Below are 22,460 nucleotides of genomic sequence, written 5' to 3'. Positions count from 1 at the left end.
TCTGAATCTGCACTCATTTGTGGGGCGCATGACCTGAGGGCCGGATGGCCGACTTCGGCCGGAATGCTGCACACACCTCCGGGCGGCTTTCGATGTACGGGCCGCCAATCAAATCGATGCAGTAAGGGACGGCCGCAAAGATGCCCGGCACCAGCGATTGACCGCCCGCATCCTTCAGCCCTTCCAGTGTTTCGGCAATCGACTTGGGCTGTCCAGGCAAGTTCAGGATCAGTGCCTGCTTGCGGATGACCGCCGTCTGGCGCGACAGAATGGCCGTGGGCACAAATCGCAGGCTGATCTGGCGCATCTGCTCACCGAAGCCAGGCATTTCCTTGTCGGCCACGTCCAGTGTGGCTTCGGGCGTCACGTCGCGCGGTGAAGGGCCGGTGCCGCCTGTGGTCAGCACCAGATGGCACCCGGCGTTGTCGACCAAGTCACGCAAAGTGTTGGCGATGACGTCACGCTCGTCGGCGATCAGTCGTGGCACCCATTCAATCGGGTTGCGCACGGCCCGCCCGAGCCAATCCTGCAAGGCGGGCAGGCCCTTGTCTTCATAGACGCCGCTGCTGGCGCGGTCGCTGATGGACACGACGCCGATGCGAACAAGGTCCAACTCGTAGGCGGGCGTGTCACTCATGCGTCGTCGCCCTGCCCTGCCGGCCCGCCCTCGTCGTCCTGCGACTCCATGGCGCGCTTGATGAACTGGAACAGCTCGCGAAACGCCCGGCCATTGCGCTTTTCCGGGTCCAGCGAGGCATCCTTGCGCGCATTGCGGATCAGGGTGCGCAGTTGCTGCACGTCGGTGTCCGGGAAGTCGGCGACCCAGCGGGTGACGGCATCCTTGTCATCGGCGATCAGCTCGGCGCGCCAGCGCTCGGCCTGGTGCAAGGCCAAGGCATTGTGGGCATGCCCCAGTTGGTACTGGGCCACGGCTTCGCGCAAAGGCTCGGAGTCAACCTCACGCATCACCTTGCCGATGAACTGCAACTGGCGGCGCTTGCCCTCGAAGGAGCGGGTCTTCTTGTAGTCGGCCAGGGCGTCGCGCAGCCGTTCGGGCATGTCGATCTCGATCAGCCGGCTGTCAGGCATGTCCAGCAACTGCTGCCCCAAGGCCTGCAGTTCCTGACTGGCACGCTTGAGCATGCTTTTGCTGGGCGGACGGTCGTCTTGATCGTCCTCGGGATCGTACCCGTCGTAGGAGTGGGAATGTTTCGAATTCATGTCCTCGCTATGATACGGGTGCACTCATTCACAAACCACAACATGGCCGTCAAATCCAGCAAGTCTTCCGAGAAGCCCAATGGCTTCGCCTACAGCCGCGAACAATTCCAGCAACTGATCGAAGATACGCTGGGCATGGCCAAGAAACTGGGCGCTTCGGACGCCGCGGCCGAGGTTTCGGAAGGCATGGGCCTGTCGGTGTCCGTGCGCAAAGGCAAGCTCGAGAACGTTGAGCGCAACCGCGACAAGACCATCGGCGTGACGGTGTACCTGGGGCAGCGCCGCGGTAACGCAAGCACTTCGGACTTTTCACCGCAGGCGCTGGAGCAAACGGTGCGCGCAGCCTACGACATTGCGCGTTACACCGCGGAAGACCCTGCGGCCGGCCTGCCCGATGCCGAAGACCTGGCCACGCCGCGCCAGGCCAAGCGCGATCTGGACCTGTTTCACCCCTGGGCGATCGACGCCGAGGGCGCCGCCGAGCTCTCGCGCCGCTGCGAAGAGGCTGCTTTGTCGGTGGATCCGCGCATCACCAACTCTGAGGGCGCGGGCGTCTCTGCCCAACAGTCGCACTTCTGGGCCGGCAACAGCCGCGGGTTCCGCGGTGGTTACGCCAGCTCCCGACATTCGCTGTCGGTTTCACCCATTGCTGGCCGTGGCAACGACATGCAGCGCGACTTCTGGTACACGTCCGAGCGCGATGCCCGTGACATGGCCAAGCCCGAAGCGGTGGGCCGTTACGCCGCCGAGCGCGCCCTGTCGCGATTGAAGTCTCGCAAGATTGCGACCTGCGAGGTGCCGGTGCTGTTCGAGAACACGCTGGCCGCTGGCTTGCTGGGCGGTTTTGTGCAGGCCGTCAGCGGTGGCGCCCTGTACCGCAAGGCCACCTTCCTGGTCGACAGCCTGGGCAAGCCCATCTTCCCCAAGCACATCGACATCCTGGAAGACCCACACATCCTCAAGGGTAAGGGCAGCGCCCCCTTCGATGATGAAGGCGTGCTGACGCGCAAGCGCAAGGTGGTGAAGAACGGCGTCGTGCAGGGCTACTTCTTGTCGAGCTACTCTGCCCGCAAGTTGGGCATGCACACCACCGGCCACGCGGGCGGCTCCCAAAATCTGGTTCTGAGCAGCAAGCTCACCGACCCCAAGGACAACCTCAAGGCCATGCTGAAGAAGCTGGGCACCGGCTTGTTCGTGACGGAGTTGATGGGCCAGGGCGTGAACTACGTGACGGGCGACTACTCGCGCGGGGCCGCCGGTTACTGGGTCGAGAACGGCAAGATTGCCTACCCGGTCCACGAGATCACGATTGCCGGTCATCTGGGCGAGATGTTCCAGCAGATCGTGGCCGTCGGTGCGGATGCCTACACCTATGGCAGCAAGACGGTCGGTTCGGTGCTGATCGAGAAAATGAAGATCGCCGGGCATTGAGCGCGGCGACGCACGCGATTGATCGTGCAAATCACGCAGATAGGGCCGAAATGGCCCTATTTTGCTTTCCAAGACACCACAAGGGCATGACAATGGCATGACAGCCATCCTTGTGGGAGATCATTCCATGGCGCAGCGCTCCTTGCATCGCATGCCGGCCCAGGTCGGTCACGGCATCCGTCCTTTGCCCGCGTTCGGGGCTCAGGCAGATTGGAGTGAGCGCGCCCTGCAGCGGACCTGGCGCACAGTGGGTGGCTTGTGTGTGCTGATCGGTCTGGTCAACGCGTTTGTGCCGGTCTTGCCCACCACGGTGTTCCTGCTCATGGGCGTGTGGGCCTACGGCAAGGGGGATCCTGCGTTGCGTGAGCGTCTGCTAGGCCACCCTCGGTATGGGCGCAGTTTGCGGTTGTGGGTCGAGCGACGGCAGATCACGCGACGGGGCAAGGTCGCTGCCATTGCGGGCATCTCGGTCAGCGGCGCCTTCACGGCTGTCGCATTGGGCTCCAGGCCATTGACCTGGGGTATCGGTGCCGGCTTAGTTGGGCTGTGCGCCTATCTTGCCACTCGCCCTGAACCGCAACCATCGCATTGAGCGCCTCACGGCGTCACGCATGATGGCGGACGACGATCACGCCGGTCTGCGTTGACCGTCGTCGGCTCACATCTCAGTCGTCCAGCGACATGGCCTGCTGATACAGCTTGGTCGAACGTGCGCCACTGCGGCAGAACATCAGCAAGGGGCGCGGCAGCGTTTTGAGCAACTCAGCGCACTGGGCGATTTCCTCAGGGGACTGATAGCCACCCTGCACTGGCAGGTGGGCGTAGGCCAAACCTGCTGCTTTGGCTGCCGCTTCGATGGATGCACTGGTCGGCTGGTCTGGACCACCTTCAAAGTCCGGGCGGTTGTTCAGTACAGCCTTGAAACCCGCTTCAGCTGCCGAAGCCATGGCTTCCGGGGTCAGTTGCGGGGCGGTGTACACATCTTCGGCAATGGCTTGCAGGGGCACGGAATCACTCATGGTCGGGCTTTCATACGGTGAGAGTTTGGATTGTGCCTTCGATCGGCCCCTGCGTTGCCGCTGGGGTCAACCAGCCAGCGCGGCCTTGACGGCGGCAGACACCACACCCATGTCGGCCTGACCCGCCAAGCGCTGCTTGACGGCACCCATGACCTTGCCCATGTCGCCAGGGCCCGAGGCGCCCAACTCGGCCACGATGGCCTTGACCGCGGCGGCCACTTCATCGGCGCTCAAACGCTGAGGCAAGTACTCCTCCAGCACCACGATCTCGCTCTTTTCTTTGTCAGCCAGGTCCTGGCGACCGCCCGCTTCGTATTGCTGGGCCGCGTCCTTGCGCTGCTTGATGAGCTTATCGACGATGGCGACGATCATGGGGTCGTCCAGCTCCACGCGCTCATCCACTTCCTTTTGCTTCATGGCTGCGAGCAGCATGCGGATGGTGTTCAGGCGCTCGGCTTCCTTGGCGCGCATGGCGGCCTTCATGTCGTCGGTGATGCGTTGCTTGAGGCTCATGGTGAAGTCCCGTGTCAAAAATCCGTGTCAAAAAAAGCAAAAGCCCGCATGGGCGTCCCCGCGCGGGCTTTGGTCTTGACCTGCATGCCTGTTGCCTTGCGGCAAGAGGCGAAAGTCAGACAATCAAGAAGCAATCAGTACAGCTTCTTGGGCAGCTGCATGCTGCGCACGCGCTTGTAGTGGCGCTTGACGGCGGCAGCCTTCTTGCGCTTGCGTTCAGCCGTGGGCTTCTCGTAGAACTCACGGGCGCGCAGGTCGGTCAGCAGACCCAGCTTTTCGATGGTGCGCTTGAAGCGACGCAGGGCAACGTCAAACGGCTCGTTTTCTTTGACACGGATGGTCGTCATTACAAATTCACTTTCAGGATGAATGCATTCAACAGGGCCAGTACATGGCCACCAGCCTCGCCCATTCAGTACGCCACACAAGATCTGGAGAGATCTGCATCACGCTGCCACCAGGGTCTGGGCCCGATCCCGTGTTCCACGTCCGGAATTCGCGGATGGATACGGGCTGACCTGTCTCGGTGTGCACAGCGTTGCTGAACACGCTCAACTGGCGGACTTCTTTGCAAACATGCAACAAGCCCCACCAACAAAGCCTGAGATTCTACTCTGTATTCGATGGTTATTCCAGGGTTTTGGCAAATTGCAGCCTTTCACCCCCGAAAAAACCCGATCAGAGACGTTCATTCAGGCGAACGATGCCCTGATTGCGCGCCAGTGTGGTGCGTTCGGACGCATCTGGCAAAGGCGGCAAAGGCGTGCCAGGATCAGGCGGCAGCGTCGCCAGCGCCTCCAGCAGGGGCTCCAGCACAAACGCACGACCCGTCATGCGAGGGTGAGGCACGGTGATGAAGGGGGTGCTCCGCCGGGCATCGCCATGACAGAGCAGGTCCAGGTCGAGGGTGCGCGGGGCGTTCAGGTAGGGCCGTTCACGGTCGCGATTGGCTTCCAGAGCGTGCAAGGCGCCGAGCAACTCGCGCGGCCCTAACGCGGTTTGCAGCACCGCTACGGCGTTGAGGTAGTCGGGGCCGGTGGCATCGACAGGTCGGGTCTGGTAGAGCGAGGACGCCGCCTCCACGGTGGTGCCCGGCAGTGTGCTCAGGCCCGAAAGGGCCGCGCGCAAATGGGCACGCACGTCACCGAGGTTGCCTCCCATGCCGATGCAGGCGCGAAAGCGCGGCACGGCCGACAGGGCGGCCTCATGGACGTCACGGGCGACCGAGGTCACCGGGGGCAAGTCAGCCCCTTCGGCAGTCACTCGGCGGCTCCACCGCCTGCCGCACCACCGCCCTCCCCGGCCGGCTTGCGACGGCGGCGGCGGCGCTTCTTGGCGGGGGCGGCATCGTCCAGGCTGACTTCAGCGTCGCTCGCGGCGGGCGCACGGCGTGTGGCTGCCGGGACCGACGCACGGGCCTGACGCTTGCCAGCCTCTTGCTTGCGGGCGGCATCGAGCAGGTCCTTGCGCTCCTCGTGGTCGGCCAACGAGAAAGCTTCCCACCAGCGGGCCAATTCCGCGTCGGCTTCACCGGCCTGGGCACGCAGACGCAGGAAGTCGAAACCGGCGCGGAAACGAGGCTGCTCGATCAAGGTGAAGGGGCCGTTGCCCACTCGACGCTCAAAGCGCGGCTGCATGGTCCAGATTTCGCGCATGTCGGCGGCGAGCTTGCCGCGGCCGGAAATGTCGCCAATGCGGGCGTTGAAAACGGCATCGGTGGCCGACTGCAGTGCCGGGAATGGCGGCTCGCCCTGGGCCTGGTTGCGCCTCCAGTGTTCCAGCACGTCGTGCCACAGCAGACAGGCGAGCAGGAAGCTGGGCGCGACGGACTTGCCTTCGGCGACGCGGCGGTCGGTGTCGTCCAGGGCCAGTTTCACGAACTGGTCACGGCCGGGATGGCGACGCACCTCGTCAAACACGGCGTCCAGAATCGGGAACACACCCTTGTCGAGGCCTTGCTTGCGCAACTGGTCGAGCGAGGCCGACGCATGGCCGGTCTGCAGCAGCTTGAGCATTTCGTCGAACAGGCGCGACTGCGGTACGTTACTCAGCAACTCGGCCATGTCGCGCAGCGGCTCGCGCGTCTTGGGCTCGATCTCGAAGCCCAGCTTGGCAGCAAAGCGTACGACGCGGATGATGCGCACCGGGTCTTCGCGGTAGCGGGTTTCCGGGTCACCGATCATGCGCAGCACGCGCTTCTTGGCGTCCTTGATGCCGCCGTGGTAGTCGACCACGACGCCGGTGTGTGGGTCGTAGTACATGGCGTTGACGGTGAAGTCTCGGCGCGCGGCGTCCTGGTCTTGCGGGCCCCAGACGTTGTCACGCAGCACACGGCCGCTGGCGTCCACCACGTGGCTTTTGTCGGCCAATTCCTTGCGTGAGGTCTTCTCGTTGCCGGTGACCTGCTCGGCGGCGTTGGCGTCGAGATAGGCACGGAAGGTGGAGACCTCGATGACTTCGTTCTCGCGCCCGCGGCCGTAGACGACGTGCACGATGCGGAAGCGTCGGCCGATGATGAAGGCGCGGCGGAACAGGCTCTTGACCTGTTCGGGGGTGGCGTTGGTGGCGACGTCGAAGTCCTTGGGGCGATGGCCCAGGATCAGGTCGCGGACGGCACCGCCGACGATGTAGGCCTCGTAACCGGCGTCCTGCAGGGTTTCGACGACGCGGCGCGCGCGGTCATCGACCAGGCTGGGGTCGATGCCATGCTCGCTTTGTGGGACGTCCACACGCTTGCCGACCGGGATGCGGGGCGCCTTGGCAGCGCGGCCGCCCGATGCGGGGCTGCGCTTTTTGGCCGGGTCTTTGCCCAGAATCTTGTCTATGAAGCTCTTGATCATGCAAACAGTCTAAGGATGCGCCAGCCGCGTTCGCGGGCCACTTCCTCCAGCGCCGGGCTGGGATTGGTGGCCACCGGATCGTTGGCACGCTCCAGCAGGGGCAGGTCGTTGGGGGAGTCGCTGTAGAAGCTGACGCGATCGAAATCGCTCAGCTGCCGGCCCATGCCGGACAGCCATTGTTCCACACGCGTGATTTTGCCTTCTCGGAAGGATGGCACGCCATCGATTTCACCGGTGACGCGCCCTGTCCCATCGCGCACCAGGCGCACGGCGATCAGGTCGCTGACGTTGAAGGCGTCGGCGATCGGACGGGTGACAAACTCGTTGGTGGCGGTGACGATGGAGATCAGGTCGCCCTGGGCGCGGTGCTGTTCGACCAGCTCCAGCGCCTGAGGTTGCATGGCCGGGTAGATCACCTGCTCCATGAAGGCCTGCTGCAGCGCCTGCTGGGCGGCTTCGTCCATCTGGCGCCACACGCTGGTGGTGAAGCGGATGTAGTCGGCCAGCACCAAGGTGCCTTCGCAGTACTGCTGGTAGAAGCCGTCGTTGGTCTGGCGGTAGGCGTCGCCGTCGGCCAGGCCCTGGCGGATCAGGAACTCGCCGAACTCGTGGTCGGAGTCGAGCGGCAACAGGGTGTGGTCAAGGTCGAACAGGCACAGGTTCATGGGGTCTCCGCGGCCAGCATTTGTTTCAGCAAGGGAACGGTCAACACGCGATGCTCGGCCAGGGCATAGCGGTCCAGACGGTCAAGCAGGTTCATGAGGAAAGCCAGGTCGCGGCTGTAGCGGGTGAGCAGGTAGGACACCAGATCGTCGCCCAGATTCATGCCGCGGCGCCTGGCTTCGCGTTGCAAGGCGGCGCGCAGGCCGTCTTCGTCGAGCGGAGACAGGGCGAAGGTGAGCCCCCAGCCCAGGCGGGTGCGCAGGTCATCGCGCACAGGCAAATCCACCGCCGGTGTGGCACCCGCTGCCATGATGTAGAGCGGGCCGGCTGCGGCGTCCTCTGTCTCGGCCTCAGGCAAAAGCGAAGTCTGCTGAGGCACCTGGGCACGCGCAGCCTGCGCCGCTTGCGAGGATGCCGACTCGATGAACAGGTTGAAGGCCAGATGCTGATGGTGGGCATCGAGCGCCTCGCATTCGTCGATGAGAGCCAGCGTGGGTGTGGCAGGCGTGACGGCGTCCCACATCTGGCAGGTGTGCGCGTTGAGCCAGATGACCCCCCAGCCGCGCGCCAGGGTTGGCTCGATCATCGCTCGCAGCAGGTGCGTCTTGCCTGCCCCCTGCCCGCCCCAGAAGTATGCCGGCGAGCGTGGCCCCTCCACCTCCGGCCAGGCGCGCAGCCAATTCAGGGCTTCGGCGTTTCGGCCTTCAATGAACTCGTCCAGCCCCAGTACATCCGAGGGCCCCAGATCCAATGGGATCTGTCGCATGAGGGGCCCAGATGAAGGGCGGTCGGCGCCTTCGTCGGGCCGGGTCGCACTCGGAAACAACATCATTCGGTCAGAAAAAAAGCACCTTGCCGGTACGCCTGCAGCAGGCGCCGCCCCAGCACAGTGAGCAATGCAGCACAGGGCAACGCAACGAGCAAGCCCCACAGGCCCAGCCACTGGCCGAACACCATGAGCGCAAAGATGACGCCCAGCGGATGCAAACCGATGCGCTCTCCGACGAGCCGTGGGGTGAGAAAAAAGCTCTCGATCAACTGCCCTGCCCCGTAGACCACGGCCACACCGATGAGTGGCACCCACAGGTTGTCGCCCGCAGCGGTGAACTGAAGCACGCCCGCCAGCAGGGCCAGCACCATGCCAAGGCCAAAACCCAGGTACGGAATGCAGACCGCCAAGCCGGTGAACACACCAATGGGCAACGCCAGGTCGAAACCGAACAACATGAGCCCGACGCTGTAGTAGGCCGCCAAGATCAGCATCACCCAAAGCTGTCCACGCAGGTACTGGCCCAACAGGTCGTCCGCCTCGTCCATGAACTCACTGACCGCAGCGCGCCAGCGGTGCGGGACGAGATCACGCAGAGGTGGCATGACCCGCTCCCAGTCGATCAGCCAGTAAAAAGCCAGCATCGGGATCAACAGTGCCAATCCCAGGAGGTTCATCAAGTTACCGCCACCGACGACAAGGGATTCCCAGAGTGTTGCGCCCCAGGCGGCACCGTGGTTGTGCAGCAAGTCCATCAACTCAGCCTTGACCTCGTTCAGGCTGGTCGGAACCGGCAGGCCCAACTGCACGAGATGCGGCGCGATCTGCAGCCACCACCCGACCAGGAGATCAGGCAGTTGCGTTCTCAACATGGGTGCAAGCTGGGAGACGATGGGGACCAGCAACACAAACACGACCACACCGGCGAGCACGACCCCGAGCAAGCAGAGCGAGGCAGCCAATGCCCGAGGGCAACGGCGGGCCGTCAAGGCATCAACAGCGGGCCTCAAGACATAGGCAAGGATCAGGCTCACCACAAACGGCAGCAAGATGGCCGCATGCCACCAGACGAGCGCGGCAAGGACGGCAGCAACCAAGCCCCAAAGCCACCGGGCGGAAGACGGGAGTGAAATGTCGTTCATCTGGCGGGGATTCTATCGACCTCCCCTGCTGCCAGCGCACACCGGGTGCGCACACAACGTTCAGTGACATGCTCAAGGAGCACATTGCCCCTGGTGCAGGGGGTCAGTTGGACGCCCCGTCACCCTTCTGGTAGACAGCGCGGCGCGCCTCTTCCAGGGCTGCTTCGAGCTGCGCAGGGTTGCGCTGCCCTTCAGGCCTGGATTGGTAGTCGGCCACGATGGCGGTTTCCCGACGTTTGTATTCGTTGCGTTGCGCCTCGACGCGAGCCTGTTGCGCTGCATCCACGGTGGGCGCGGCCTGGAGCAGTTCGGTCTGAGCCAAGCTCAAGCGTTGCTGCCTGCGCGTTTCATCGACTTCCAGGTCAGTGATGAGCGCTTGCTGGAGCAAGGTGGCTTCGCCCGCACCCATCTCACCTTGACGCACACGCTCAGGCAACTGGGTCAGCAACTGCTCTGCCAATCGGTGGCGCGCGGCCACATCGGAAGAGTCCTGAAGGCGCTGCCATTGTGCAAAGCCTTTCTGGAAGCGCAGATAGCTGACCAGGCGGCCAAGCTCACGCTCGGGCTGCGCTTCGTCTGCCGTGGCGGATCGAAGCGTTGCCCACTCGGCCTCAGTGAAGTCGGCTGGACGTGAGCCGTCATCAGGTAGAGGCGCAGTCAGGACTTGGGCTGGATCCGGCAAGCCGATGTCGCTGCGTACAACGGTATTGACCTGAACGGCGGCTTCCTGTGATGGCGCTGACTCGCCCTCGGTTGCCCACCACGCCGAGAGCAGGGCCACCAAGGCTCCCAGCGTCAGGGCCATGACCCAGGGGCGTTGCCAGAGTTTGGGCTGCTCGTAGGAAATCATGACGTCAAGACTGTGTGTGATCAATGGTGAGAATTCGGCGCGATTGTGCTGAGCGGCATGCAATGTCGGCATGGGAGAAACCCGCCACACATTCGGGGGCGCAACGGTGCGGGTGACGCACCCACTACACTGGCGGGTTGTTGCGATCTTTGTCTTTCAAGCATGAATTTGTCGAGCTTTGACCCTCTTTGGCTGTGCATCGCGGGTGCGGTGTTCGGTTACCTGATCGGCTCCTTGTCGTTCGCTGTGATCGTGAGCCGCCTGTTTGGCTTGGCCGACCCCCGCAGTTACGGGTCCGGCAACCCGGGGGCCACCAATGTGCTGCGTTCGGGCAACAAGGGGGCTGCCATCCTGACCCTGGTCTTCGATGCCTTGAAGGGCTATGTGCCGGTGGTGCTGGCGTTGCAGTTGGGCCTCAACGAAGCCGTTGTGACGCTGGTGGGCTTGGGAGCCTTCCTGGGGCATTTGTGGCCCGTGTTCTTCAAGTTTGAAGGGGGCAAGGGTGTCGCCACGGCCGCGGGCGTGTTGCTGGGCTTCTCTCCGGCACTGGGGGGGCTTGTGCTGCTGGTGTGGCTGGGCATGGCAGTGGTGTTTCGCTACTCGTCACTGGCCTCGCTGTCCGCCGCAGTGGCTGCGCCCATCGTGCAGATCGCTGGCTGGGGCTTTGGGCCACTGAGCATCGGCGTGATCGTGATGAGCGCCCTGCTGATCTGGCGGCATGAGGCCAATATTCGCAAGTTGCTCGCCGGCCAGGAAAGCAAGCTCGGCCAAAAAGCCAAGCCCCCAACGCCGGTCGAACCTCAATGACATCGACACCAGGTGCAGGCAATCGTCCATCCTGGATGGGATTGGCCGCTCTGCTCGTGTTGGTGGCGGGTGGGATGCAGGGGTGGACCTGGTGGCGACAGGAGCGTCAGGCCGAAGCGGTGAGAGTTGTCGCTCAGCCTGGCCAGATCACCATGTACACCACCAACACCTGCCCTTACTGTGCCCAGGCAAGGGTATGGCTGAATGGGCATGACATACCTTGGCGTGAGTGCAATATTGATCAGGATGCAGCCTGCCGAGCCAACTTTGAGGCGCAGGGTGCCCCAGGTGTCCCGCTGCTCCACGTCAATGGGCATTGGCAACTGGGTTTTGACGCGCAGTGGCTGGCTATTGCGCTGCAAACCGAGCCGCGTCAGCTCAGACCCAGCAATGCGGGGTCGCCCCGCCCCTGACGAACCACCTCCGGCTCACCGCCCTTGCTGAGATCGATCACCGTGGTTGGCATCATTGAACATGCCCCTGCGTCCACGATGGCCTGAATGCGCTTGTCGAGTGCTTCACGGATGTCTTCAGCGTCGTTGAGCGCTGTATCGTGGTCGGGCAGGATCAGGGTGGTGGCCAACAACGGTTCGCCCATGTGCTCGAGCAGCCCTTGACAGACGGGATGGTCGGGTACGCGCAGGCCAATCGTGCGGCGAGAGGGATGAGACACCCTTCTCGGGACTTCTTTGGTGGCCTCCAGGATGAAGGTGAAGGGGCCAGGCGTGCCCAGTTTCAACAACCGGTACTGCTGGTTGTCGACGCGGGCATACGTGGCCAGTTCGGACAGATCCCGGCACAGCAAGGTCAGCAGGTGGCGATCATCCACCCCGCGGACTCTGCGAAGCGCATCGACGGCAGATTTGTCATCAAGGCGACAAACCAGTGCGTAGCTGGAGTCGGTTGGAATGGCGGCCACGCCCCCTTTGGACACGATGTCCGCGGCCTGCTTGAGCAGGCGAACCTGGGGTTGAATGGGGTGAACTTCGAAGAATTGAGCCATAGCCGTACAGCCTACCGCTTTATGGCGCGACTGACGAGTGCCGGCATCCGTCGCGTGACGGCTTCAGGGGCGCTGGATGCGGTGCGTCAAGGCCTCCCAGACGGGCGTCACGCGCTTGGGCAAGGGGGGCAAGGTGCCCAGGTCTGTATGGCTCTCGCTAGGGTCGTGAAAGTCGGAACCGCGTGAGGCGAGCAGGTCGAGCTCGCATGCCAGGTCGGCGTATTTCTGGTACTCGGGCACAGTGTGGCTACCGGTCACCACCTCTACGCCCTGCCCGCCGTGCGCCTTGAACTCGGTGAACAGCGCGTACTCTTCGTTTGGCGTGAGGTCGTAGCGACCCGGATGAGCGATCACGGCCACGCCGCCAGCCTCGGTGATCCAGCGCACGGCATCGCCCAGCTTGGCCCACCGATGCTTGACATATCCGGGCTTGCCTTCCGTCAGGTAGCGTTTGAACACATCGGGCAGCTCCTTGCAGAGCCCGATCTCGACCATGTAGCGCGCGAAATGGGTACGAGAAATCAAGTCAGGGTTACCGACGTACTTCAAAGCGCCTTCGAAGGCGCCTCGGACCCCTACGCGCTCCAGATCAGCCGCCATGTTGCGGGCACGCTGCTCACGTCCACCGCGCGTTGCGATGAGCCCTTGCACCAAATCTGGGTGTCGAGTGTCAAAGCCCAGGCCCACAATGTGCACGGTTTCCCCGGCAAAGGTGACCGAGATCTCGCTCCCGCTCAGGTAGCTCATGCCGAGGCGATGAGCGGCATCACGCGCCCGGTCTTGACCATCGATCTCGTCGTGATCGGTCAGCGACCACAGTTCAACGCCATTTTGATGCGCCCGAGCCGCCACCGCTTCTGGCGACAGGGTGCCATCCGACACATTGGAGTGGCAGTGGAGGTCGGCGTTGAGGCTGTGCATAGGGAGATGCTAGCAAGGGTGGTTGCCACAGGTGCAACCCTGCCGCATTAACCCCACCGCTGAGAAGCACGGCGCGCGTAAGCCGCGGCGGCCTGGAGGCTGGCCAAGGTCAGTTCACGTACCAGTTGTTCGTTGACCGGCTGGCGGTAGCGCGACTTGATGTGCCGCATGCCCTTGCCCGCCCCTTCCAGTTCAGGGAATTCGGGCACCAGCGCCACCCCGTTGAAGATCTGCAGGTGGGCGTTCATCTTGAACAGCGCAATGGCCATCACGTTCTCGTGCTCGTTCATGAAGCACAGGTTGCCCCATTTCACCTCTGGGCGCAGGTGGGGCGCAGCCGACAAGATCGCACGCTGCATGGCCATGGCCGTTTCGCGCTGTTCGGGTCGCAGGCTGTCGTAAAAAGCGTTGATCAACGCAGGAGATTGGAGCGGTCGGCGCATCGGGGGTGCTCAGCAAAATGGGGTACAACGAATGACATCCTCGCGCGCTCACCCCCTCCCATGAGCTAAAAGCTCGGCCGTGAGTGCGCTGCCCGTGCGATTTCCTTCTGGAATTTTTTTGTATGAGCCCGAGCGGATCCGGGACGGGGCAACCAAGGGTTATCCCGGGCCGGATTCTATGTGACCGGCGGTAACCCCACGTCTGTGTCGGGCGCTGCCGGTCTGAGGCGGATCATGTCACGTCTTGGGCAGCGTGACGCCTGTTTGACCTTGGTATTTGCCACCTCGGTCACGGTAACTCGTTTCGCAGACCTCATCGCTCTCGAAAAACAACACCTGCGCGCAGCCTTCGCCAGCGTAAATCTTGGCAGGCAGCGGCGTCGTGTTGCTGAACTCCAAGGTGACGTAACCTTCCCACTCGGGCTCGAAGGGGGTGACGTTGACGATGATGCCGCAGCGTGCATAAGTGCTCTTGCCCAGGCAGATGGTGAGCACGTTGCGCGGGATGCGGAAGTACTCAACGGTGCGGGCCAGCGCGAAACTGTTGGGCGGGATGATGCAGACATCGCTGTTGATGTCCACAAAACTCTTCTCGTCAAAGTTCTTCGGATCGACCACTGTCGAGTGGATGTTGGTGAAGACCTTGAATTCGGGGGCGCAGCGGATGTCGTAACCGTAGCTGCTGGTGCCGTAACTGACGATTTTCTGGCCGTCGGCCGACTGACGAATCTGGCCGGGCTCGAAGGGCTCGATCATGCCGTGTTCTTCAGCCATGCGGCGAATCCAGCGGTCTGATTTGATGCTCATGCAATCTCCTTGTTCACAGGCGTGATTGTGCTTGATCTGTGACCAGGCCCCGAGTGGCATCTGGGCACCACGGTTGTGCGAGACGCACTATTTTGTGCAGTGACAGGCCCTTGGGCTGGCCTGGTTCATGCTTCTCATCGCGAACAACAAGAACCATATCCGCTGACGGAGTGTTCGCATGAAGAAGATGAAGCTGGTGATGGTCGGCAACGGCATGGCCGGTGTCCGCACGCTCGAAGAGCTGCTAAAGCTTGCGCCGGACTTGTACGAGATCACCGTGTTCGGTGCTGAACCGCATCCGAACTACAACCGGATTTTGCTTTCACCGGTGTTGGCCGGCGAGCAAACGCTGGACGAGATCGTGCTGAATCCTCTGTCCTGGTACCGAGATCATGGGATCACCTTGCACACAGGGCAGAAGGTGGTGCAGGTGGATCGCCAGCGCCGCTTGGTGACCACGGCCGATGGCATCGAGGCAGAGTACGACCGGCTCTTGCTGGCCACGGGCTCGAATCCTTTCATCCCTCCTCTGCCGGGCAGGGATCTGGAGGGCGTGATTGCTTACCGCGACATCGCCGACACGAACTACATGATCGAGACCGCCCGCACTCACCGGCATGCCGTGGTGATCGGTGGCGGTCTGTTGGGGTTGGAGGCGGCCAACGGATTGATGATTCGGGGCATGTCCGTGACGGTTGTGCACATCTCGGGCGTGTTGATGGAGCGGCAGCTCGATCAGGTCGCTGGGCAACTGCTGCAGCGTGCGCTGGAGGAGCGTGGCCTGAAGTTCCGGATGGGCGGACAGACCCAGGAGTTGGTGGGCAATGCAGATGGCCGGGTCAAAGCCGTCAGGTTCAAGGACGGGAGCGAGGTACCCGCAGACCTCGTCGTGATGGCGGCCGGTGTGCGCCCCAATACGGAGCTGGCCGAGGCCATCGGCATTCACTGCAACCGAGGCATTGTGGTGACAGACACCATGCAGTCCGTCACCGATCCGCGTGTTTACGCTGTGGGCGAGTGCGCATCCCACCGTGGGGTGGCGTATGGGCTGGTGGCGCCGTTGTTTGAGCAAGGCAAGGTGTGCGCGAACCATCTGGCGCTGTTTGGCATTGGCAGGTACAGCGGGTCGCAAACATCGACCAAGCTGAAGGTCACCGGGGTGGACCTGTTCTCGGCTGGGGACTTTGTAGGCGGCGAAGGCACAGAGGAGATCGTCTTGTCGGACCCTTTCGGCGCCGTTTACAAGAAGCTGGTCATCAAGGGCGACAAGCTGGTGGGTGCCTGCATGTACGGCGATACGGCTGATGGCAGCTACTACTTCCAGCTGATCCGTGAAGGCGTGTCCATTCGGGATCGCCGTGACATGCTGATGTTTGGCGCTGGGGCATCGGCAACGCCGGAGCCTGTGAGTGAGCCTGCATCCTCAGATGAAGCCACCGCAGGCGCGATGCCGACGGCAGACGACGAAGCAGCCGCCCCCAATGAGATGGGGTATCTGGCGGAATTGATGCGCCAATGCGCCGATGCGTGCGCCAAGGAGGTCAGAGTGGCGCGCTCCCGCAACGGGTGGGCGCTGCACGTACCCGGTCTGGAGGGGCCTCCCGCCGCAATGGGCACCCTGTTGGCCGAGGTCAGGACGGCGGACGAGGCGCTGGCCTACGCGGGCGCCTTCTTGCAACTGTATCGGGAGGAGGGTCAGTATCAGGAGCACGCGGCACGCTACGTCGGGCGTGTGGGACTGGCCCATATTCATAACAAGATCGTTCGGGATCAGGCCGGACGGCTTGCCTTATGGCGGCGCTTGCAGGCCACCCTGTCGGGGCAGCTTGGACAAGCTGAGCACACCATCGAACGCCTGACCGAATGCGCATGAATCACCACGAGTACGAGATGAGCCCAGCAAGCCCTGCCACGCTTCACACCACGCGCGCCACCTGCTGCTATTGCGGAACCGGGTGTGGCGTGCTGATCGAGTCGACACCTGAGGGACGGATCGTCAACGTGCAGGGCGACCCACAACACCCCGCCAACTTCGGTCGACTGTGCACAAAGGGTAGCACCCTGCACCTCACCGCAGCGCCATCCGTACAGCAGCAGGTGCGTTTGCTCACGCCCATGCGCCGCGAGCAACGCGGTGGCGATGCCGCCCCGATTGCTTGGGAAACGGCCTTGGAGGAGGCAGCCGACAAGTTCGCCGAGGTCATACGCGCCCATGGACCACAGGCCGTGGCCTTTTATGGCTCGGGGCAGTTGTTGACCGAGGACTACTACGTGCTCAACAAACTGGTGAAAGGATTGATCGGCACCAACAACCTCGACACCAACTCCCGCCTGTGCATGAGCAGTGCCGTGACGGGCTACAAGGCCACCTTGGGGAGCGATGCGCCCCCCGCGTGCTACGACGACTTCCAGCACGCACAAACCATTTTCATCGCAGGCGCCAATACCGCCTACGCCCACCCCATTCTGTTCCGTCGCATCGAAGATGCGCGCCAGGCCAACCCATCCATGAAGCTGGTGGTGGTGGACCCGCGCCGCACCGAAACCGCCGAGATGGCAGACCTGCACTTGCCCATCCTGCCTGGCACGGACGTGGCCTTGTTTCATGGGATGCTGCATGTGTTGATGCACGAGGCTCTGCTGGACCTGGACTACGTGGCACGCCACACCGAGGGCTTTGAGGCACTGCAAGATGTGGTGCGCGCCTACACACCAGAGGTGGTGGCCCGCACGTGCGGCATTGCCGAAGCTGATCTGATTCAAGCCGCACGGTGGTTTGGTGGGCACACCCCGACACTGTCCCTCTATTGCCAAGGCTTGAACCAAAGCAGCCGCGGCACGGACAAAAATGCTGCGCTGATTAATTTGCATCTGGCCACAGGCCAGATCGGCAAGCCAGGCGCCGGTCCCTTTTCGCTGACCGGACAGCCGAACGCCATGGGCGGTCGCGAAGTGGGCGGCATGGCCACGCTGCTGAGCGCGCACCGAGACCTGCGTCATGCGCACGACCGCGCAGAGGTGGCGGCCTTGTGGGGCGTGCAGGACGTACCAGCCCAGCCCGGCCTGACGGCCGTGGAGATGTTCGAGGCCGCCGCGCGTGGCGAAATCAAGGCCCTGTGGATTGCATGCACGAACCCGGCACAGTCCATGCCTGACCAGGCCACCGTGCGGCGCGCCCTGAGCCAATGCGAGTTTGTGGTTGTGCAAGAGGCCTACGCCACCACGGCAACTTGCGCGTATGCCGACCTGCTGCTGCCGGCTGCAAGTTGGGGCGAAAAGGACGGCACCGTCACCAACAGCGAGCGACGCATCAGCCGTGTGAGGCCTGCGATCACGCCGCCCGGGGAGGCCAGGCAGGACTGGGCGATCTTTGCTGATTTCGCGCGTCGCCTGGAGCGCCGATTGCCCGAGCGCACCGCCACCTATCGGCACGGGCAGGCCACCTTGTTCCCCTATGACAGCGCCGAATCGATCTGGAATGAGCACCGTGAAACCACTCGCGGACGCGATCTCGATATCACCGGCTTGAGTTATCGCATCCTTGAAACGATCGGGCCGCAGCAGTGGCCGATGCCGGAAGGCGCACAGCATGGCACCGCACGCCTGTACACCGACGGCAAATTCCCCACAGCCAGTGGACGTGCCAAGTTTGCCGCCGTGCAGTGCGAACCGGTGGCCGACCCTCTTGATGCGCAGTACCCGTTCAGCCTGAACACAGGCCGGTTGCGCGACCAGTGGCATGGCATGAGCCGCACGGGGACCTTGGGGCGTTTGTTTGGGCACGTGAGCGAGCCGGCCATGGATTTGCACCCGCAAGACATGCAGCGACTCGGACTGCAAGACGGCGACATGGTCCGGGTGGCTTCCCGCCGGGGCCAGATGCACATTCCCGTCAGGGCCTCGGACTCCGTGAAGCCCATGCAGGCGTTCATTGCCATGCACTGGGGGCAAGAGTTTCTGAGTGGTCAAGATGACCGGGGGCAAGTCACCTCCGGTGTGAACGCATTGACCAATTCGGCATCGTGTCCGACCTCGCGCCAACCAGAACTCAAGCACGCAGCGGTTCACATCACCCCGGCACACCTGCCCTGGCGTGTGCTGGCGGTGGCGTGGCTGTCCGAGGCTGAGGCACTGACTGTGCGTGAAGCCATCAAGCCGCTGATGCGCCAGTTCACCTTCAGCAGCTGTGTCCCTTTCGGTCGCGAGCCACATGCTGAAGGCAAAGTTGGCCTGCTCTTCCGTGCCGCGCATGCCGAGCCTGTCAGCGATGACCTCATCACCCAACTCACCGAGCACATGGGTGTGACGGGTGTGGACCTGCTGCGCTACCAAGACAAGGCCCGATCACAACGCAGGCTGATGCGCATGGAGCGGTGTGCCGATGGCTTGCGTCTTGGTGCCTTTGTCATGACCGGAGACATCCGCTCTGAAGCCTGGATACGCCCCCTGCTGCAAGAAGAAATGCTCGCAGACGGGTACGGGCGTGCCCTGTTGGTGCCTGGTCCGGTTCCCCCGGTCGCCATCGAGTCGCAGGGCGCGCAGGTGTGCACCTGCTTCAATGTGACCGAGCCTCAGATCGTGAGTGTGCTGAAAACGTGCGAGGGTGACGCCAACGCACGGCTGGCTATGCTGCAGAGCAACCTGAAGTGCGGGACCAATTGCGGCTCCTGCATTCCGAGCTTGCGTAAATTGGTCAGGGACACCGCAGCGGAGACACGGGCGAGCGTGGTGGCATGAGTTGAAGTCAAAGGACTGATGCGCGGGATAATGAAAGGTCAACGTTCCCTCACATCATGAGCATCGCCTCCTATATCAAGGTCATCGGCCGCGGCAAAGACGGCGCCCGCCCCCTCAACACCGAGCAATCGCGTGATCTGTTCTCTCAGGTGCTGGACCGGGCTGTGACCGATCTGGAGATCGGGGCGTTTTGCCTCGCCATGCGCATCAAGGGCGAATCCGCAGAAGAGTTGCAAGGCTTTGTACAGGTCACTCATGAGCGGTGCTTGCCCCTGGAGGAGTCCAGCCAGGTGGCGCAGCAAAGTGAGATCGGGGTGGTGAGTCTGCCGTCTTACAACGGCGCTCGCAAATTGCCCAACCTGACCGCTTTGCTGGCCCAAGCACTGGCGCAGCGCGGTGTGAAGGTTCTCGTTCACGGCCTGGCCAAAGATCCGACGCGTGTAACGACTGCCCAGGTGTTTGAACAGGCTGGCTTGCCTGTGGTCAGCAACGATCACGACTTGGCGCGCGCCTGGCGCGACGGCCTGCCTGCTTTCATGGACCTGGGACACCTGTGCCAGCCCTTGTCCCAGCTGCTAGCGGTGCGCTGGACCATCGGGCTGCGCAACCCGGGGCACACCGTGGCCAAGTTGTTGAATCCGTTTGAAGCTCATGCTTCCCAAGGCGTCAAAAGCATTCAGGTCGTTAACCACACACACCCCGAATACGCTTTGTCGCTGACCGACTACCTGCAATTGACCCAGGCCAACGCCTTGCTGATGCGTGGAACCGAGGGCGAACCTGTGGCCGATGCTCGCCGGCAACCGCGGTTTGACGTGTTTTTGCGCGGGTGTATGTCTACGGCATTGAGCCGGGCGCCAGAAGATGGCGTGCTGACCGAATTGCCTGATTTGCCCAGTAGCCGCGACGCCAGCGAGACTGCCGCATATGTGCAAGCCGTGGCTGTGGGCCGTCAGTCCATGCCCGCATCGATTGCGGCGCAAGCCGATTGCCTCGTCGCCAGTTTGCAGAGCCTCAACGCGGAGTGAGCGATTCGGTCAGGGTTGGGTTCACAGCTGATCAAGGGGGCTGAGTACGCCTCGCCCCCCTTTGTTCAACACGTGGGTGTAGATTTGCGTGGTGGCGACATTGGCATGCCCGAGGAGTTCTTGCACCGTACGGATGTCATACCCGGCTTGGAGCATGTGCGTCGCAAAACTGTGACGTAGGACGTGGGGGGAGCACGGCTTATCAATGCCGGCCAGCCGGGCAGCGCCGGCAACCGCTCGCTGAACTGCCTGCTCACCGAAATGGTGGCGCCTGACAACCCCAGACCGCGGATCGACCGAGCGAACCTGGCTGGGAAACACATACTGCCATCCCCAAGCTCGTCCAGCTTTCGGGTATTTGAGCTGTAGTGCATCCGGCATATGAACTTCGCCAAAACCTTCGTCAAGGTCTGATTGATGCAACCTCTGGGTTTTCCTCAACCTCTGCTGCAGTGGCTCGATCAGGTTTTCCGGTAGAACGGTTACCCGGTCCTTGCTGCCCTTGCCTTCCCGGATCACGATCTCGCGGCGTTCGAAGTCAATGTCCTTGACCCTGAGCCGCAACCCTTCCATCAGACGCATACCTGTGCCGTAAAGCAATGAGGCAATCAGGGAGGATGTGCCGCTGAGTGACTGCAACAAATTGCGAACTTCGCGCGTGGTGAGCACCACGGGCAAGCGCTGCGGGACTTTGGCGATGACCACGTCATCCATCCAGGGCAATTCTGCACCCAAGACGTGACGGTACAAAAAGAGTATCGCCGCTTTGGCTTGATTTTGGGTAGAGGCTGAAACGCTTCTTGCGACCGCCAAGTGACTGAGAAACTCAGCCACCTCTTTGGGCCCCATGTCACGCGGGTGCCGCTTGCCGTGAAACAAAATGAAGCGCCGCACCCAATCGACATAGGCATCTTCGGTACGGATTGCGTAGTGCATGACCCGCAACTGTGTGCGCAAAGCGTCAAGCAGTTTAGGGCCCCGATTTGCGTGGGGCTGCTGTGACGTTGCGCCTGAGTCTGAAAGCGCGCTCAGGTATGCTGGCGCTGAGGTGGTGATGTGCTCTGACATGGAAATTTAGGCGGGCTAATGAGCGTGGGCATGCAGGCAAAAGATACGCATAACGACATGGTGCCTCTGGGGGAAGCCGTTGTCGCCCCTCCGAAGAGCGATGGAAGAAGACCGCTCGTGCAAGTTAGAGTCGGGTTGTCTAATTTCAGTCCTGATTAGAAACGTGCCTCAGCATGCGACCTGACCGTCTTTTCCTTGATGGGCTTTGCTCTCACGACGTCGACGATGAGACTTGCGACCAGACCACGCAGATCGAAGCGGCGGTTGAACCTGTAGGCGAAGCCAGCAAGGTAGTGCTCGGCGTACTTGCGGTAGTTCAGGGCATGGAAGGCTCCGGCCAACGTGGTCTTGAGATTGCCCAGCACGGTGTTGACCCACTTGAAGCTGGGCAGGTCGCGCGGCTTGAGGGAGCCGACCACCATCGGGAGGTGAAGGCAACCGGCATCGGCCACCGCACTGAAGCAGGCCAAACCATCGCTGTGCACGCTGGTGCCCGGTGCCAGATTGGACTTGGCCCACTTGCTGATCGCTTCAGAGGTGAACCCTCTGACCACATTGAGCTTGATGAACATCGGATGCCCGTGATCATTGACCGAGACAGCCGCGACAAAGGGGACCTTGTTCTCGGAGCCCCGACCGACTTTGCCGCCTGTGCGCTCGCCTCCGAGGTAAGCGTCATCGAGTTGCACCGTGCCGCTGAGTTGGTGGGTGGCGTCTTGCGAGGCCATGGCCCGGTTGATCTTCTGATGCAACAGCCAGGCAGTGGGATAGCTCACGCCAAGCTGACGCTTGAGCGCCAGGGCAGACAGGCCGGTTTTGGCCTGACTGATGAGGTAGATGGCCAAGAACCAGGTCGTCAGGGGCAGTTTGGTGTGTGCCATGAGACTGCCTGCGGTCAGGGAGGTCTGATGCCGACAGCCATTGCACTGGAAGAGCTTACGGACACCGTGGCCGACCACATAGTGATCACTGCTGGAGCAGCGCGGACAGCGAAATCCCTCAGGCCAGCGCGCGGCCTTGATCGCTTCGGCGCACTGTGCCTCGGTGCCAAAGCTACGAAGGAATTCCGGAATCGACATGCCGTGCTGGAACTGAATCTGGTTGAAGGCCATGGTGCTCACCCCACTGTAAGAAGACCACAGATTAGTGAGTCACAAGCTCATGGGGTGAGCCTCGCTGAGGCAGGTTTCTAATCAGG

Annotated in this window: 23 protein-coding genes and 1 pseudogene; 7 read left to right on the top strand and 17 right to left on the bottom strand. The window is 62.5% G+C overall.

Annotated elements, in window-relative coordinates; translation table 11 throughout:
• Positions 1-13: 13 nt before the first annotated feature.
• Together mog and yjgA are read right to left on the bottom strand one after the other, a co-directional pair.
• Positions 14-637 carry a molybdopterin adenylyltransferase gene (mog, locus tag WIT60_RS09180; RefSeq protein WP_339583644.1) on the bottom strand — a complete coding sequence of 208 codons (624 nt, stop codon included), beginning with the start codon at positions 635-637 and terminating at the stop codon, positions 14-16.
• Positions 634-1,221, bottom strand: coding sequence for a ribosome biogenesis factor YjgA (yjgA, locus tag WIT60_RS09175; protein WP_339583643.1), 588 nt, complete (start codon positions 1,219-1,221; stop codon positions 634-636). Before yjgA ends, mog begins: the two co-directional genes overlap by 4 nt.
• A 42-nt stretch (positions 1,222-1,263) precedes the next feature.
• Here yjgA and pmbA point away from each other — a divergent pair, with 42 nt between their 5' ends.
• Both pmbA and WIT60_RS09165 read left to right on the top strand, forming a co-directional pair.
• Complete coding sequence (gene pmbA, locus WIT60_RS09170; RefSeq protein WP_339583642.1) at positions 1,264-2,652, top strand: metalloprotease PmbA; 1,389 nt, start codon at positions 1,264-1,266, stop codon at positions 2,650-2,652.
• A gap of 97 nt (positions 2,653-2,749) precedes the next feature.
• Positions 2,750-3,244, top strand: a complete 495-nt coding sequence (locus WIT60_RS09165) for a YbaN family protein (RefSeq protein ID WP_339583641.1) — start codon at positions 2,750-2,752, stop codon at positions 3,242-3,244.
• A 73-nt stretch (positions 3,245-3,317) separates the two neighbouring features.
• Here WIT60_RS09165 and WIT60_RS09160 read toward each other — a convergent pair whose 3' ends face one another.
• From WIT60_RS09160 to WIT60_RS09120, 9 genes are all read right to left on the bottom strand, one after another.
• Positions 3,318-3,671, bottom strand: coding sequence for a protein tyrosine phosphatase family protein (locus WIT60_RS09160; protein WP_339583640.1), 354 nt, complete (start codon positions 3,669-3,671; stop codon positions 3,318-3,320).
• A 66-nt stretch (positions 3,672-3,737) separates the two neighbouring features.
• The gene (locus WIT60_RS09155; RefSeq protein WP_339583639.1) at positions 3,738-4,184 is read right to left on the bottom strand and encodes a GatB/YqeY domain-containing protein; all 447 of its coding nucleotides are present in this window, start codon (positions 4,182-4,184) and stop codon (positions 3,738-3,740) included.
• Positions 4,185-4,318: 134 nt separating this feature from the next.
• A complete protein-coding gene (rpsU, locus tag WIT60_RS09150) occupies positions 4,319-4,531 on the bottom strand; it encodes a 30S ribosomal protein S21 (protein ID WP_007833691.1) in 213 nt (70 codons plus the stop codon).
• Positions 4,532-4,862: 331 nt separating this feature from the next.
• Positions 4,863-5,447, bottom strand: a complete 585-nt coding sequence (gene folK / locus WIT60_RS09145) for a 2-amino-4-hydroxy-6-hydroxymethyldihydropteridine diphosphokinase (protein WP_339583638.1) — start codon at positions 5,445-5,447, stop codon at positions 4,863-4,865.
• Entirely contained in the window at positions 5,444-7,024 is a 1,581-nt protein-coding gene (gene pcnB, locus WIT60_RS09140; protein ID WP_339583637.1) for a polynucleotide adenylyltransferase PcnB, read from the bottom strand. The genes folK and pcnB overlap by 4 nt, the downstream gene beginning before the upstream one ends.
• Positions 7,021-7,689, bottom strand: a complete 669-nt coding sequence (locus WIT60_RS09135) for an HAD family hydrolase (RefSeq protein ID WP_339583636.1) — start codon at positions 7,687-7,689, stop codon at positions 7,021-7,023. The genes pcnB and WIT60_RS09135 overlap by 4 nt, the downstream gene beginning before the upstream one ends.
• Complete coding sequence (locus WIT60_RS09130) at positions 7,686-8,453, bottom strand: HdaA/DnaA family protein (RefSeq protein WP_339583635.1); 768 nt, start codon at positions 8,451-8,453, stop codon at positions 7,686-7,688. Before WIT60_RS09130 ends, WIT60_RS09135 begins: the two co-directional genes overlap by 4 nt.
• Positions 8,454-8,515: 62 nt before the next feature.
• Positions 8,516-9,553: an AI-2E family transporter gene (locus tag WIT60_RS09125; RefSeq protein ID WP_339583634.1), complete on the bottom strand. Its 1,038-nt coding sequence runs from the start codon at positions 9,551-9,553 to the stop codon at positions 8,516-8,518.
• 148 nt (positions 9,554-9,701) lie between these two features.
• A complete protein-coding gene (locus WIT60_RS09120) occupies positions 9,702-10,448 on the bottom strand; it encodes a hypothetical protein (protein ID WP_339583633.1) in 747 nt (248 codons plus the stop codon).
• Between the two features lie 162 nt (positions 10,449-10,610).
• Between WIT60_RS09120 and plsY the strand changes: the two genes are divergently transcribed.
• Both plsY and WIT60_RS16885 read left to right on the top strand, forming a co-directional pair.
• Positions 10,611-11,255, top strand: coding sequence for a glycerol-3-phosphate 1-O-acyltransferase PlsY (gene plsY, locus WIT60_RS09115; protein WP_339583632.1), 645 nt, complete (start codon positions 10,611-10,613; stop codon positions 11,253-11,255).
• Positions 11,252-11,668 (top strand): glutaredoxin family protein, encoded by a 417-nt coding sequence (locus tag WIT60_RS16885; protein WP_445207681.1) that lies wholly within the window; start codon positions 11,252-11,254, stop codon positions 11,666-11,668. Before plsY ends, WIT60_RS16885 begins: the two co-directional genes overlap by 4 nt.
• On the opposite strand, the gene WIT60_RS09110 is transcribed toward WIT60_RS16885, so the two are convergent.
• The 4 genes from WIT60_RS09110 to dcd form a co-directional block, all read right to left on the bottom strand.
• Complete coding sequence (locus tag WIT60_RS09110; protein WP_339583631.1) at positions 11,629-12,258, bottom strand: L-threonylcarbamoyladenylate synthase; 630 nt, start codon at positions 12,256-12,258, stop codon at positions 11,629-11,631. The two genes, WIT60_RS16885 and WIT60_RS09110, sit on opposite strands and share 40 nt — an antisense overlap.
• Before the next feature lie 63 nt (positions 12,259-12,321).
• Positions 12,322-13,179, bottom strand: coding sequence for a 3',5'-nucleoside bisphosphate phosphatase (locus WIT60_RS09105; RefSeq protein WP_339583630.1), 858 nt, complete (start codon positions 13,177-13,179; stop codon positions 12,322-12,324).
• Between the two features lie 47 nt (positions 13,180-13,226).
• Positions 13,227-13,622 carry a DUF1801 domain-containing protein gene (locus WIT60_RS09100; protein WP_339583629.1) on the bottom strand — a complete coding sequence of 132 codons (396 nt, stop codon included), beginning with the start codon at positions 13,620-13,622 and terminating at the stop codon, positions 13,227-13,229.
• A gap of 237 nt (positions 13,623-13,859) precedes the next feature.
• On the bottom strand, positions 13,860-14,429 hold the full coding sequence (dcd, locus tag WIT60_RS09095) for a dCTP deaminase (RefSeq protein WP_339583628.1): 570 nt from the start codon (positions 14,427-14,429) through the stop codon (positions 13,860-13,862).
• A 178-nt stretch (positions 14,430-14,607) separates the two neighbouring features.
• On the opposite strand from dcd, the pseudogene WIT60_RS09090 reads away from it, so the two are divergent.
• The 3 genes and pseudogenes from WIT60_RS09090 to ybiB form a co-directional block, all read left to right on the top strand.
• Positions 14,608-15,807: pseudogene (locus WIT60_RS09090) on the top strand (NAD(P)/FAD-dependent oxidoreductase); the annotation flags it as partial.
• 485 nt (positions 15,808-16,292) lie between these two features.
• The gene (locus tag WIT60_RS09085; RefSeq protein ID WP_339583626.1) at positions 16,293-19,166 is read left to right on the top strand and encodes a nitrate reductase; all 2,874 of its coding nucleotides are present in this window, start codon (positions 16,293-16,295) and stop codon (positions 19,164-19,166) included.
• 56 nt (positions 19,167-19,222) lie between these two features.
• On the top strand, positions 19,223-20,194 hold the full coding sequence (gene ybiB, locus WIT60_RS09080) for a DNA-binding protein YbiB (RefSeq protein ID WP_339583625.1): 972 nt from the start codon (positions 19,223-19,225) through the stop codon (positions 20,192-20,194).
• A gap of 21 nt (positions 20,195-20,215) precedes the next feature.
• Here ybiB and WIT60_RS09075 read toward each other — a convergent pair whose 3' ends face one another.
• Together WIT60_RS09075 and WIT60_RS09070 are read right to left on the bottom strand one after the other, a co-directional pair.
• Positions 20,216-21,262, bottom strand: a complete 1,047-nt coding sequence (locus WIT60_RS09075; protein WP_339583624.1) for an integron integrase — start codon at positions 21,260-21,262, stop codon at positions 20,216-20,218.
• Positions 21,263-21,417: 155 nt separating this feature from the next.
• Positions 21,418-22,374 (bottom strand): IS1595 family transposase, encoded by a 957-nt coding sequence (locus WIT60_RS09070; RefSeq protein WP_103826989.1) that lies wholly within the window; start codon positions 22,372-22,374, stop codon positions 21,418-21,420.
• Positions 22,375-22,460: the final 86 nt, after the last annotated feature.

The organism is Aquabacterium sp. G14, assembly GCF_037482285.1.
In the GTDB taxonomy this organism is placed as follows: domain Bacteria; phylum Pseudomonadota; class Gammaproteobacteria; order Burkholderiales; family Burkholderiaceae_C; genus Aquabacterium.
Note: the sequence above shows the minus strand (reverse complement) of the source record. Positions and strands in the feature narration are given on the sequence as shown.